Raw genomic sequence first — 13,246 nt, forward strand, 5'->3', positions numbered from 1 at the left:
GCTTTCAGCCTTTTTCCTGATGGGACTGGCCGGTTTTGCTGTGGCAGAGCCGGCCAGCCTTACGCCTGCGCGGCCGACGATCGTGTCACTGGATTACTGCGCGGACCAGTTCGTGCTGGCGCTGGCAGACCGGGAGCAGATACTCGCGCTCTCCAAGGATTCCGAACGCGCTTTCAGCCATTTGAGAGAGAAGGCGGCGGGCATTCCCAAGGTGCGCGCGGCGGCAGAAGATGTCGTCGCGCTGGCGCCGGATGTTGTGGTGCGCAGCTGGGGCGGGGATGTGCGCGCGCTTTCCCTTTATCAGCGTTTCGGTATTGAGACCGTGCAGATCGGCTATGCCGAAGACGTAGACGGAACGGCAGGTCTGTTGCGCGATGTGGCCGCTGCAATCGGGCAATCTTCGCGCGCCGAAGACATTCTGGCCGTGACGCCTGCGCCGGCCCGGCCTACCGGGCGCAAGGCGCTTTACGTTACCCCCGGCGGGGTCAGCGCGGGCAAGGATACGATGATTGCCTCGATCATGACCCATGCCGGACTTGAGAACGCAAATACGGGCACGGGCTGGACAAACCTGCCGCTGGAAAGTCTGGTTCTGGAGCCGCCCGCGCTGATGCTGGCGGCGTTTTTCGGTTTTGATGATGATGCGACCGACAGCTGGTCTGTGTCCCGCCATCCGGTGATGCAGCGGCTCATGGCGCAGGCGCAGGTGATCGATATGGACGAGTCGCGGGTTTCCTGCGGGGCATGGTTTGTGGCCGATGAAGCGGCCGATATTGCCGGTGCGCTGGAGCCGGCGCGATGAGCCGCCTGACGCTCATCCTGGCGCTTGTGGCGGCGCTTCTGTTTGCGATTTCGGCGCTGGTGGGCACGGCGCCGCTGGCTTTGGGCGATACATTCGCGGCGCTGACCGGGCAGGGTGACGAGCGGGTGCGCATTATTATCTGGGAGCTGCGCCTGCCGCGCGCGGTCGCCGCTTTTGCCGTGGGCGCGGCGCTTGGCCTTGCCGGTGCGGCGCTTCAGGGATTGTTGCAGAACCCGCTGGCGGAGCCCGGCGTGCTGGGGGTGTCGGCCTTCTCGGCGCTCGGCGCGGTGATCGCGATCTTCTTTGGTTTTGCAGCGGTGAACAGTTTTGCGGTGCCGCTGGCGGCGATCCTTGGGGCCGGGATTGCGACCCTGCTGCTGGTGTTTGCGGCGATGCGGGGGGCGCGCAGTGTGACACTGCTGCTGATCGGCATTGGCCTGTCGAGCTTCGCCGGGGCGCTGATGTCGCTGGCCCTCAACATGGCGCCTAATCCCTACAGCCTGGCCGATCTTGTGAACTGGATGATGGGATCGGTGGCCAACCGGTCCTGGGCGGACATCCTTCTGGGCGCGCCGGGCTGGATCATCGGAGCAGCGCTTGTGTTTCTGGCGGGGCCGGGCCTGCGGGCGCTGAGCCTTGGGGATGAGACGGCGACGAGTCTCGGCGCCGATCCGCGCCGCATTCGCCTCCTGGTGATCGGGGGCACGTCGCTGCTGGCAGGTGCCAGCGTGGCGACGGCTGGCACCATCGGCTTTGTTGGAATCGTTGCGCCGCACATCATCCGCCCTTTCGTGCGGCATGATCCACAGCGGTTGCTGATCCCGTCGGCGCTGCTGGCCGGGATCATCCTGATGGTGGCTGACATTGCGATCCGCGTTCTGCCCTTCCAGCAGGAACTCAAGCTGGGCGTTGCGGCGGCGCTGGTGGGCGGGCCGGTATTTATCTGGATCGCGACCCGGCTGGGGAGGGCGTCGTCATGATTTCGGCTGAACATCTGACCGTGGCCCTGAATGGCCGGGATGTGGCGCGGGATGTCTCCTTCTGGCTGCGTGATGGCGAGTTGGCAGCGCTGGTTGGCCCCAACGGGGCGGGCAAGAGTTCGGTGCTGAAGGCGCTGGCGGGGGTGACGCCTTCTGCAGGAGAGGTTCGCATATGCGATGCCCCGGCGGATAAGCTGACCGTTCGGGAGCGGGCAAGACGCCTTGCCTGGCTGCCCCAGACACGGCCGGTTGCGTGGAACCTGTTGGCCGAGGATGTGGTGGCGCTGGGGCGTTTTGCCGGCGCGCCGGCCCCTTTCGACCGGATGGGGGAGGCTGACCGGGCCGCTGTCGTTGCGGCGTTGGAGAAGGCGGACGCTACCCACCTCATCGGGCGGTCCTTTCAGGCACTTTCCGGGGGCGAGCAGGCGCGCGTGCATCTGGCGCGGCTGCTGGCGTCTCCGGCGCCGGTGCTGCTGCTGGACGAGCCCTGCGCGGCACTCGACATTGCCCATCAGCTCTCGCTGATGGCGGCGCTGGCGGCCGAAGCGGCGGCGGGGCGGACGGTGATTGTGGTGCTGCATGATCTGGAACTGGCGGCGCGGTTTTGCCCCCGCGTTCTGGTGATGCAGGCGGGTGAACTGGTGGCCGATGGGGCACCTGACGCGGCATTGTCGGCAGAGGTGCTGGGGCAGGTGTTTGGGGTACGCAAAAGCGCTGAGGGGCGGTTGGAGCGCGCCAATCCCTGACATTTCTGGAATTTTATCGGCCGCGTTAGGCTCATGTTAGGTCAGATTTGGGACAAAACGGGACAAATCCGGACAAATCGGGACAATATGAGCCCAAAGGTGACCTCGTGAACGCCGTCAAAAAACCCCTCGACCAGGAACCTGAAACGCCCGCGGCAGAGCCTGCCGGCGCGCCCGCCGACGCACCGGCGCGTTCAGGGCATCACTCGCCTGTCCACCATCTTCAGGCCCGGATCGAAGCGGCGTTCTCGGCCCGCAATGAACCCCGCCTGATGCGCATCATGACAATGGTGCTGGTTGTTGCCCTTTCCATGTGGGTGGCTGCCCTGATCCTGCAAAGCGGCGCCTGAACGGTTTTCGCGTGGCAGGCGACTTGCTAGGGATAAGCAGGTCGTGTCGTTCCGGCACTTAGATTCTCAGGGAGTTACCGCGCATGCGCGTCAGAAAAGCTGTTCTTCCCGTGGCCGGGCTCGGCACGCGTGTGCTGCCTGCCACCAAGGCGATTCCGAAGGAATTGCTGCCCGTGGTGGACCGTCCGGTGATCCAGTATGTGGTCGATGAGGCCATCGAGGCCGGGATCGAGCACATCGTTTTCGTCACTGGCCGCAGCAAAGGCGCCATCGAAGACTATTTCGACCATGCCTATGAGCTGGAAGCCCAGCTGAAGCTCAAGAACAAGACCGATATTCTCAAACAGGTCGAGGCCTCGCGCCTTCCGGCCGGCTCATCCAGCTTTGTACGCCAGCAGGCGCCGCTGGGCCTGGGCCATGCGGTATGGTGTGCGCGCGATGTGATCGGCAACGAGCCGTTTGCCGTGCTGCTTCCCGATGTGATCGTGAAGGGTAAGCCTTCGAGCCTGAAGCAGATGGTCGACGCCTATGACAAGGTGGGCGGCAATATCGTCGCCGTTGACCCTGTGCCTGAAGAGCGCGTCTCTTCCTATGGGGTGATCGCGCCGGTTTCGCGTGATGGCCGCCTGATCAAGATGTCCGGCATGGTGGAAAAGCCGCCGCGTGACAGCGCGCCGTCTAACCTTGCCATCACCGGGCGCTACATCCTCCAGCCGGAAATCTTTGGTCTTCTGGAAAAACAGGGCGCGGGCGCAGGCGGGGAAATCCAGCTGACCGACTCGATGGCCAAGCTGATGGAGCTTCAGGACTTCTACGCCTACGAATTTGAAGGCTCTGTCCATGATTGCGGCAACAAGACCGGCTATTTCGATGCCGTGCTGGCCCATGCGCTGGATAATCCGGATACGGCGGAGTTTGCCCGCGCACTGGTGAAGAAGACCGCGCAGGGGCTTTGAGCCTTCTGTAACCCGAACTGTTGCAGCCCTCACCTCCCACGCTCTTCGAGCGCGGGCCTGCTCCGGGCGTTTGCAGTGCAAACGCTGATCCTCCGCAACCTCTCCCACTTCGCGCGAGAGGGGTTAAGGGCGGCTCTGGACGTGGCGGTGAAATATCCTGTCATATGAAGTGGGGGCGGCGGGTCTTTTGCCCGCTTTACCTCGCGTCGCGGTTCTGGTTAGGACGGCGCCATGACCCAGACCCTGACACTCCCCGCTTTTGAAGATGTTCTTGCCGCCGAGCAGCGCCAGCGCGGCGTCGTGCGCGAGACGCCTGTGCTGAGCCATCCGGCACTGGATGAGGCCGCCGGAGCGGAGCTGCTCATCAAGGCCGAATGCCTGCAGGTAACGGGAAGTTTCAAGATCCGCGGGGCGATGAACCGGCTGGCGCAGGTGCCGCCGGAAGGCAAGGCGGCGGGCGTTGTGGCGTTCTCCTCGGGCAACCATGCGCAGGGCGTGGCGCGGGCCGCGCGCCTGCTGGGGATGCCGGCGCTGATCGTGATGCCGTCGGACGCCCCGCAGGTGAAGGTGGACGGCGTGCTGGCCGATGGCGGCGAGGTTTACCTTTACGACCGCAACACCGAGAACCGCGAAGAGATCTGCGCGCGGCTGGCGGCCGAACGCGGCGCGGCGATTGTGCCCAGCTATGATGATTTCGACATCATCGCCGGGCAGGGCACGGCGGGCCTGGAGTTTGCGCGCCAGGCCGAGGCGATGGGCAAGCCGCTGGACCATCTGATTTCGCCGGCCGGCGGGGGCGGGCTGATCAACGGCGTGGCGCTGGCCTTCGGGCAGCTTTCGCCCGCCACGAAAATCTGGGCGGCAGAGCCCGAGGCGCATGACGACTGGGCGCGGTCTCTCGAAGCGGGGGAAATCCTCGCCAATGCGCCGGGAACACGCTCGATCTGTGATGCCATCCTGACACCGCAGCCGGGATACCTGACCTTTGCGCTGGGCCAGCGGCAGCTGGCGGGGGCCTTCCGGGTGTCGGATGAGGATGTGCGCGAGGCAATGCGGATGGCGTTTCGCTATCTGCGCGTGGTGGCCGAGCCGGGCGGGTCTGCGGCATTGGCGGCCGCGCTGAGCGGGCTGCCGGAGGCCCTGAAGGGCAAACGGATCGGCATCATCGTTTCGGGCGGGAATGTGGACGCGGCGCAGTATGCCGCCATTTTGGGCGCGGGCGCGTAGGGTGTGGTTTACGCGCGTTAACCAAGTCTGCTTACGGATAATAATTCGTGAAGCCGCCACAAGTATGGTTAAATTCACCTTCCGCACCCGGAGGAGATTAACCGCGTCTCTTTCAGGAGACCTTATCGCGTATTGATTAAACCTGTAGCCGGGAACGCAGCAGAAGCTGCGCGATAGAGGGCTGCAGAATGAAAGCGATACCCCTGATAAGCCTCGGCCTGTCACTGGCGCTTGGCGCGGGCGCCATCTTCTTCGGGCGAGAGTTCATGTCGGGCGATGGCGGAGAGGCCAATGCCGCCGTGGCAGCGCCCGCGATTGCGATGACGCAGATTGCCGTTGCCAGGGCCACCATAGAGCCGGGCAAGCTGATTGACGCCAGCATGGTGGAAATGCGCGACTGGCCGGAAAGCGCGGTGCCCGCTGGCGCCATGCGCGCGGTGACCGATCTGGGCGAGACCGCCTATTCGCGCGGTCTGGTGGTGGCCGGAGAGCCGTTGCTGGCCGAGAAGATCGATACGACAGGCAGTGTGCTGACATTGGCAGCCAACATTCAGCCGGGCATGCGGGCGGTGTCGGTCGTGGTGGCCAATGATACCGGTGTTGCAGGTTTTGTGCTGCCGGGAGACCGGGTGGACGTGAACGAATTCGTCGAAGCCAAGGACGCGCGCGGCGCGCCCGAGGATTCGCGGCGCTCGGCCGATGTGTTTGCCCAGCCTGTGCTGAAGGGCGTGAAGGTTCTGGCCGTGGACCAGACATTTGAAGAGGGGCTTGAGGGCGCGTATCCGTCCAACACGGTTACTCTGGAGGTTACGCCCCAAGATGCGCTGCTGCTGGGCGCGGCCAGCCGGCGCGCGGCGCTGGGGCTGGCGCTGATCGGGCGGGAAGAGGAACTGGCGGAGATCATAGCAGTGCCAAAGGTGGCGCCGCCGAAACGGCCGCAGACGCGGCCTGCGCGGACGGTGCGCGCGCCGACGACCGCGACCGTGCGGGTGATTCATGGATCGGAAGATGCGCAGGTTTCGACGCCAGTGGCGCCGCCTGCGGCCCCGGTCAAGCTTACTGAAGGAGCCAGCTGATGTCTGGTATTCGCCGTATACTGATAGCAAGCTGTCTGGCCGCTCTGTGCGCTCAACCCGCGCTGGCCTGGACGCAGCGCTCGGCGCCTGCGGGCGCAGATCAGCTGGAGCTGCGCCGGGGTAAATCGGCCGTCGTGGAGGCCGATGCGGCCTTTGCAACGATTGTGGTGGCCGATCCGGAAATTGCCGAAGCGATGCCGACCTCGAACCGGTCTTTCTTTGTGCGTGGCAAGAAGCCGGGCGGCACGACGGTGCTGATCTATGACGAGGCCGGAGCCATTGCCGAGCTGATTGAAGTGGAAGTGAAGCTCGGTCTGGATGAGCTGCGCGGCGACCTTGGGCGCCTTCTGCCGGGCGAGATCATTGATGTGTATGCGGTGCATGACGGGGTGTATCTTGACGGCAAGGTAACGACGGCCGCCGCCGCCGATATGGCGTTGCAGCTGGCTGAGCGGCATGTTCCCGGCGGGGTGGCCAACGGGCTTTCTGTAGGCCAGAGTCAACAGGTGATGCTGGAAGTACGATTTCTGGAGGCAAGCCGGAAAGCCGTGCGCGAGATCGGCTTTGGCAACACGATTGACGCCAATGATGTGGTGGCCGGGACAGAGGGCGGGACGGTTTCCGGCCTGCTTGAAAAAACTCTTGCCGTATTCACCAATGTGGGCGGAGAAAATATTGATGTCAGCCTTCGGGCGCTCGAAGAGAAGGGCGTGATCCGGACACTGGCCGAGCCCAATCTGGTGGCGCTGTCGGGCGATACGGCGAGCTTTCTGGCGGGCGGGGAATTTCCCATTCCGGTTTCGAGCCGGGACAATGAGGTGACCGTCGAGTTCAAGAAGTTCGGGGTGAGCCTCGACTTTACACCAACGGTTCTGGGCGACGGGCTGGTGAACCTCCGTGTGCGGCCGGAAGTTTCCGCGCTGGACCGGGGCAACGGCATTCGGGCCTCGAACATCGACATTCCGGGTGTCTCCGTGCGCAGGGCCGATACGACGGTTGAGCTGCATGATGGGCAGGCGTTTGCGATCGCCGGGCTGTTGCAGAACAATTACACCAATGATGTGCGCCAGACGCCGTGGCTCGGCAATGTGCCGATCCTCGGCTCACTGTTCTCGTCCAAGCGCTATCAGCGCAACGAGACCGAGCTGGTGATCATCGTGACGCCGCGCCTGGTTCAGCCTTTCTCGCATCCAGAAGCCATCGTTTCGCCGCTGGATTCGGTCAGCGAGCCGACCGAAGCAGAGCTTTTCCTGCTGGGCAAGACGACCAGCGATCTCACCACAAATACAGGGGACTGACATATGACCAGAGCAATCAGGGTCTCACTGATAGCGGCGGGCTGCCTGCTTTCGGGGTGTGCGTCCTATGACCGGCAGGACCAGTATGTGTTGGGCGCGGCAACGCGGGCGAACATTGCGGCGCAGGCTGTGCGCGATGTGAACCTTCCCAATTCTCGGGAAGTGGCAGCGAGTTCGGGCGTGCGCGCGGCAAAGGCCGTGCAGGCACTCAATGATGGCAAGACGAAGACGCTGGCGGACGCCGGTGGCACGGGAGGCGGGGAGTGAGCCAGAGAGCGGTTGCAACCCAGTCGCCAGATGGGGAGCGCGCGGCGCCGGTTCTGCCCGCGCTGGCGGCGTTGGCGCGGCCCGGCGCACTTGAGGCACTGGCGCCCCATTGCGGAGAGCTGGCCGATGCAAGCGCCCTGACGCCGCCGGAAACGGTGCTGCGCCATGGCGGCGGGCTTATTCTGATTGAGCAGGGCGTGCCAGGCTGGGACCAGCTGTTGCTGTTGCTGGCCGTGGAGCGCCCGTCCAGCGTGGTTGTGGTGGTGTCTGATCATCTGCCGGCGCATATGGTACGGGCACTGATGAAAATAGAAGCGTCGGATATTCTGCCGGCCTCGGCGAGCGCGAGCGATATTGCATCGGCGTTCGAGCGGCTGTGCCAGACGCGGGTATCGGAACGAGAAAAGGATACGCCGCGCGCATCGGTCTGCTGGGCGTTTCGCGGGGCAGTCGGCGGAGCGGGCGTTTCGACGCTGGCGATTGAAAGCGCGTTTGCGCTGGCCAGGATTGTCGGACCGGGCAAGGTGTGCCTGGTGGATTTGAACCTGGCCGACGGGATGACCGCGTCTTTTCTGGAGGCGGTGCCCAAGCTGGACCTCAAGGCATTGTCGGCGGCGCCGGAGCGGCTGGATGAGCGGCTGCTGGCGGCGTGGTGCTGGCAGCATGAGGACGGGGTGTCGATCATCACGTCGCCGCGTAATCCTGATGCGGATGCGATGGCGACGGAGGCGGCGATCCTGCGGCTGCTGGACGTGACCTGCGCGACCTTTGAATATGTGCTGCTGGACATGCCGCGCCACATGATGCCGTGGACAAAGCCCGTGATGGCGGCTGTGGATCAGGCAATTGTGGTCAGTGAGCTGACGGTGCCGAGCCTGCATGCAGCGGCGGATATGTGCCGGGACATCGACATCTTGCGGGCAGGCGGATCGAAGGCGCGGCTTGTGCTGAACCGGATGTTCCCCAAGAAGCAGTTTCGCGCGGGGTTTCCGGTCGACAAGGCCGAGAAGTCTATTGAGCGCACGATCGATGTGACCATCACATCGGACTGGGACGCAGCCCGCACAGCGGTCAATCTCGGCAAGCCCATCGCTGACGTGAAACCCAAGAGCCTGCTGGTGGCAGATGTTGCCGGGCTGGTGCGCAAGTTTGCGCCGGAAGAAACGCTTGCCGCCTTTGAGGCGAGCCATAAAGCGAAGCGAGCGAAACGATGAGCCGGTTTGGATTTACCAATGCGGCGCCGAAGGTGGCCGAGGCTGTTCCGGCGCCGGTCGCTCCGCAAGCAGCGCCTGCGGTGTCTCCCAAACAGACGCAGGCCGAGCAGGCATCGTTTGACCTTCTGGACGCAAAGCTCCGCGTGCATGCAAAGCTGATTGACGAGCTGGACCTCTCCGCGCTGGACAAGCTGGACGATGAGACCATGCGGCGGCGCGTGCGCGGCATCATCAGCGAGATTATCCGCAAGGAGGAGATGGCGCTCTCCGCTGCCGAGGAAGCGTCATTTGCCGACGCCGTGATGGACGAGATGACCGGGCTGGGGCCGATTGAGCCGCTGCTGAAAGACGATTCCATCGCGGATATTCTGATCAATGGCTGCAACCAGGTTTACATTGAGCGGGGCGGAAAGCTGCAACTGGCGCCGGTGCGCTTTGCGGATAATGATCACCTGTTGCGGATCGTGCAGCGGATTGTGGCGGCGGTCGGGCGGCGCGTGGATGAGAGCCAGCCGCTGGTGGACGCGCGTCTGCTGGACGGCAGCCGGGTGAACGCCGCAGTCGCGCCCATCGCCATTGACGGGCCACTCGTCTCTATCCGGAAGTTTTCAAAGTCCCCGCTGACGATGGACAAGCTGGTCGCCTTTGGCGCGATCCCCAAGCCGGTCGCCGAATTCATTCTGGGGGCCGTGAAATGCCGGGCATCGACGGTCATTTCCGGGGGCACGGGCTCTGGCAAGACGACGCTGCTCAATGCGCTTTCGGCGGCGATTAATCCGGACGAGCGCCTCATCACCATTGAGGACGCCGCCGAACTTCAACTGCAGCAACCGCATGTGGCACGCATGGAAACGCGCCCGCCGAACATTGAGGGCAAGGGCGAGATCCGCCAGCGCGAGCTGGTCAAAAACGCCCTGCGGATGCGTCCAGACCGGGTGATCCTCGGCGAGGTGCGCTCCGAAGAAGCCTTCGACATGTTGCAGGCCATGAATACCGGCCATGAAGGCTCGATGGCGACGATCCACGCCAATAATCCGCGCGATGCGATCACCCGCCTTGAGCAGATGGTGATGATGGGCGGCATGAAGATCTCTGAAGAGGCCATCCGGGGGCAGATAGCTTCGGCGGTGAACTTCATTGTTCAGGCGACACGCCTGTCAGACGGTTCGCGCAAGGTGATTTCGATTGCCGAGATTACCGGCATGGAAGGCTCGGTTGTCCAGTTGCAGGAAATCTTCAAGTTCGAGCGGACGGGCACCACGCCGGAAGGCAAGGTGCAGGGGCATTTTGTGGCGACGGGGCTGCGCCCCAAATTCGTGGATGAAATGGAGCGCAAGGGCGTGTTCATGCCGGCCGGGCTCTTTGATCCATCCAGCAAATTCTGAAGGAGCGGGCGACTGTGTTCGGGCTGCCGGATCTTGCAACTCTCGATATGCGGCTGGTGATCCCGGCGATCATGGCTGTGGGCGCATTGTTTCTGGCTGTGCAGTCTGTGCTCAGCCTTGTCTCGGATGTCCGCACCCAGCAGATCGTCAACCGGCGCCTTCAGTTCAAGGATCGTTACGCCACGCATAATGAGGCGATGGTGGAGCTGCGCAAGAGCCGGGGGCTCGATCAGGACGGCAACCTGACCATGTCGCTGCATTGGCTGAACCGGCTGATCGTTCGCTCCGGACTGAAGTTCCAGCCCGCCAAATGGGCGGCTATGTCTCTGGCCGGCGCTGCGGTGGCAGGCGTCGCGGCGTTCATTTATCTGGGCGGGCTTTTTGCAGCCATCCCGGTGTTTTTTGTTGTGCTCGTGGCCGCGCCTATTCTCGTCATCCGCCATCTGGCGGGGGCCCGCGCGAAGAAGCTGGCGGCGCAGTTGCCGGACGCCTTGCAGATCGTTTGCCGCAGCCTTGAGGCGGGCCATCCCGTGGCCACGGCGGTAAGCCTGGTGGCGCGGGAAATGCCTGATCCGATCGGCACCGAATTTGGCATGACGGCGGATGAAGTTTCCTACGGGATGTCGCTGACCAACGCTGTGCAGCGGATGGCGGAGCGGGCAGGCGATCCGGATGTGGAACTGTTTGCCGCGACCGTGCGCCTTCAGGAGAAGACCGGCGGCAATCTGACGGAACTTCTCAAATCCAATACCAATACCATCCGTGAGCGGCAGACGATGCGGCTGAAGGTGCGGGCTGCGTCGTCTGAAGGGCGCGTTTCCGCAATGATCCTGACGTCTGCGCCATTTATCGTGATGACCGCGATCCATCTGCTGCGTCCGGAATTCTATGGCAGCGTTATTCATGAGCCGCTGATCCAATACAGCTTTGCGGGGCTGCTGGTGTGGATGGGCATTGGCAATCTGGTCATGAATCGCATGATCAATTTCAAGATGTAAGGAGGCGGATGAATGCCAGCGCTGCTCTCTTCCGGTCCTGTTATTCCCTTTGTTCTGGGGTTTCTGGCGTTGCTGCTGGCGGTGCCGGGGCTGATTTCATTTCTGCGCAGCCGTCAGGATGCGGGCGACATTGAGCGGCGTCTCTCGCGCCGGCCGGGCACGGGCGCGGCCGAAGCCAAGCGGAGCGAGAGCAAACTGGGCAAGGCGGTGATGGGCATCGCCGACAATGCCGCGCCGACCGATGGTGCGGAGGTGAGCGCGGCACGGGCGAAGCTGAACCAGGCCGGGTTTACCGGCGCCAAGGCTGTGCCGCGCTATTTTCTCGCGCGCTTCATTTGCGTTGTGATCCCTCAGGTGGCGCTGTTCTTTGCGCTGCCGTATCTGCAGGAATATCCCCGATACGTGCCGGTGATGGCCTCCATCATCCTGGTGCTGGCGGGCCTGGCGGCGCCGGGGAAGTTTCTCGACATGCGCATCTCGCAGCGCAAGCAGGCATGCTCCAGCGGCTTTCCCGATATGATGGACCTGATGGTCGCCTGCGTGGAGGCCGGGCTCAGCCTGGACGCCTCTGTTCAGCGTGTCGGCGAGGAGCTGGAGCTGCGCCATCCGATAATCGCGGGCCATATGCGGACGCTGTCCCTTGAGCTGCGGGCGGGCAAATCGCGCAAGATGGCGTGGCGGGCTTTTGCCGAAAGACTGGGAATCGATGAGGCGGGTTCACTGGCCACAATGCTGCGCCAGGCGGAGGAAATGGGCACGTCTCTGGGGCAAACCTTGCGGGTTTTCTCAGCTGATATGCGTCAGCGGCGGATTCTCATGGCGGAGGAAAAAGCCATGGCGCTGCCCGCGAAAATGACTTTGCCATTGATTATATTCGTTTTTCCGGTACTTTTGGGGGTTCTGATCCTGCCGGCGGTGGTCATGCTGATGACGACGCTTGGGTGAAAAGCCGCTAGGCGAAGCGAAACGGGATTGCTAGTTACACAGCCATGGCAACCTATCTCGAATTTGAAAAACCGATTGCGGAGCTGGACGCGAAGATCGCGGAGCTTGAAGCGCTTGCCGCTCGCAAGGATGGCCCGTTGATCAGCGATGAGCTGGCGAAGCTGAAGACCAAGTCGGTCAAACAGCTCAAGCAGATTTATTCCGAGCTGAACGCCTGGCGGGTGACGCAGGTGGCGCGCCACCCGGACCGGCCGCATCTTTCGGACTTCATCAACACCATCTTCGAGGATTTCGAGGAGCTGGCGGGTGACCGCGTGTTCGGCAATGACGAGGCCATCATTGGCGGTCTTGCCCGGTTCAAGGGGCGCTCGGTGGTAGTCATCGGCCATGAGAAGGGCCGCACGACCGAGAAACGCCTGAAGCACAATTTCGGCATGGCCCACCCCGAGGGCTACCGGAAGGCCGTGCGCCTGATGGATCTGGCCGAGAAGTTCAACATCCCGGTCCTTTCCTTCCCCGATACGGCGGGCGCCTATCCCGGCAAGGGCGGCGAAGAACGCGGCCAGGCAGAGGCGATTGCGCGGGGCACACAGCGCGGGCTGTCGCTGGGCGTGCCGTTTGTGACGCTGATCATCGGCGAGGGCATGTCCGGCGGGGCCATCGGCATTGCGGCGGCAAACCGCGTGTTGATGATGGAATATGCAATTTATTCAGTGATCTCGCCGGAGGGCTGCGCGTCGATCCTCTATCGCGACGCGACCAAGGCGAAGGACGCGGCCGAGGCGATGGGCATTACCGCGCCGGAGCTGCTGCGCCACAAGATCGTCGACGGCATCGTCAAGGAGCCGGTCGGCGGGGCGCACCGGGACCCGCAACGGGCGATGGCGTCGGCCGCCAAGGCGATTGACGCTGTGCTTCAGGAGCTGGAGGGCATGTCGCCCGCCGAGCTGCGGGCGCAGCGGCGGGAGCGGTTCTATGCCATTGGCCGTGAGGGCCTTTAAG

14 protein-coding genes are annotated in these 13,246 nt (G+C 63.6%); all 14 read left to right on the top strand.

Going from position 1 to position 13,246, the window contains the following annotated elements; all coding sequences use genetic code 11:
* Positions 1-19 precede the first annotated feature (19 nt).
* Positions 20-802, top strand: a complete 783-nt coding sequence (locus HNE_RS05675) for an ABC transporter substrate-binding protein (protein WP_011646162.1) — start codon at positions 20-22, stop codon at positions 800-802.
* The gene (locus tag HNE_RS05680; protein ID WP_011646163.1) at positions 799-1,782 is read left to right on the top strand and encodes a FecCD family ABC transporter permease; all 984 of its coding nucleotides are present in this window, start codon (positions 799-801) and stop codon (positions 1,780-1,782) included. Before HNE_RS05675 ends, HNE_RS05680 begins: the two co-directional genes overlap by 4 nt.
* On the top strand, positions 1,779-2,528 hold the full coding sequence (locus HNE_RS05685; RefSeq protein WP_011646164.1) for an ABC transporter ATP-binding protein: 750 nt from the start codon (positions 1,779-1,781) through the stop codon (positions 2,526-2,528). The genes HNE_RS05680 and HNE_RS05685 overlap by 4 nt, the downstream gene beginning before the upstream one ends.
* 107 nt (positions 2,529-2,635) lie before the next feature.
* Complete coding sequence (locus tag HNE_RS05690; protein WP_035590567.1) at positions 2,636-2,878, top strand: hypothetical protein; 243 nt, start codon at positions 2,636-2,638, stop codon at positions 2,876-2,878.
* An 83-nt stretch (positions 2,879-2,961) separates the two neighbouring features.
* Positions 2,962-3,834, top strand: a complete 873-nt coding sequence (gene galU, locus HNE_RS05695; protein ID WP_011646166.1) for a UTP--glucose-1-phosphate uridylyltransferase GalU — start codon at positions 2,962-2,964, stop codon at positions 3,832-3,834.
* Between the two features lie 231 nt (positions 3,835-4,065).
* Positions 4,066-5,061 (top strand): threonine ammonia-lyase, encoded by a 996-nt coding sequence (locus HNE_RS05700; protein ID WP_011646167.1) that lies wholly within the window; start codon positions 4,066-4,068, stop codon positions 5,059-5,061.
* A 188-nt stretch (positions 5,062-5,249) separates the two neighbouring features.
* Complete coding sequence (gene cpaB / locus HNE_RS05705) at positions 5,250-6,137, top strand: Flp pilus assembly protein CpaB (protein WP_011646168.1); 888 nt, start codon at positions 5,250-5,252, stop codon at positions 6,135-6,137.
* A complete protein-coding gene (locus tag HNE_RS05710; RefSeq protein WP_011646169.1) occupies positions 6,137-7,435 on the top strand; it encodes a type II and III secretion system protein family protein in 1,299 nt (432 codons plus the stop codon). Before cpaB ends, HNE_RS05710 begins: the two co-directional genes overlap by 1 nt.
* Positions 7,436-7,438: 3 nt before the next feature.
* Positions 7,439-7,702, top strand: a complete 264-nt coding sequence (locus HNE_RS05715) for a hypothetical protein (RefSeq protein WP_011646170.1) — start codon at positions 7,439-7,441, stop codon at positions 7,700-7,702.
* Positions 7,699-8,916 (top strand): AAA family ATPase, encoded by a 1,218-nt coding sequence (locus HNE_RS05720; RefSeq protein ID WP_011646171.1) that lies wholly within the window; start codon positions 7,699-7,701, stop codon positions 8,914-8,916. The genes HNE_RS05715 and HNE_RS05720 overlap by 4 nt, the downstream gene beginning before the upstream one ends.
* On the top strand, positions 8,913-10,301 hold the full coding sequence (locus HNE_RS05725) for a CpaF family protein (RefSeq protein WP_011646172.1): 1,389 nt from the start codon (positions 8,913-8,915) through the stop codon (positions 10,299-10,301). The genes HNE_RS05720 and HNE_RS05725 overlap by 4 nt, the downstream gene beginning before the upstream one ends.
* A gap of 14 nt (positions 10,302-10,315) precedes the next feature.
* Positions 10,316-11,299 (top strand): type II secretion system F family protein, encoded by a 984-nt coding sequence (locus HNE_RS05730; RefSeq protein ID WP_233352007.1) that lies wholly within the window; start codon positions 10,316-10,318, stop codon positions 11,297-11,299.
* Between the two features lie 12 nt (positions 11,300-11,311).
* On the top strand, positions 11,312-12,244 hold the full coding sequence (locus HNE_RS05735) for a type II secretion system F family protein (protein ID WP_011646174.1): 933 nt from the start codon (positions 11,312-11,314) through the stop codon (positions 12,242-12,244).
* A 44-nt stretch (positions 12,245-12,288) separates the two neighbouring features.
* Positions 12,289-13,245 (top strand): acetyl-CoA carboxylase carboxyltransferase subunit alpha, encoded by a 957-nt coding sequence (locus tag HNE_RS05740; protein ID WP_011646175.1) that lies wholly within the window; start codon positions 12,289-12,291, stop codon positions 13,243-13,245.
* Position 13,246 lies beyond the last annotated feature (1 nt).

The organism is Hyphomonas neptunium ATCC 15444 (genome assembly GCF_000013025.1).
In the GTDB taxonomy this organism is placed as follows: Bacteria; Pseudomonadota; Alphaproteobacteria; order Caulobacterales; family Hyphomonadaceae; genus Hyphomonas; species Hyphomonas neptunia.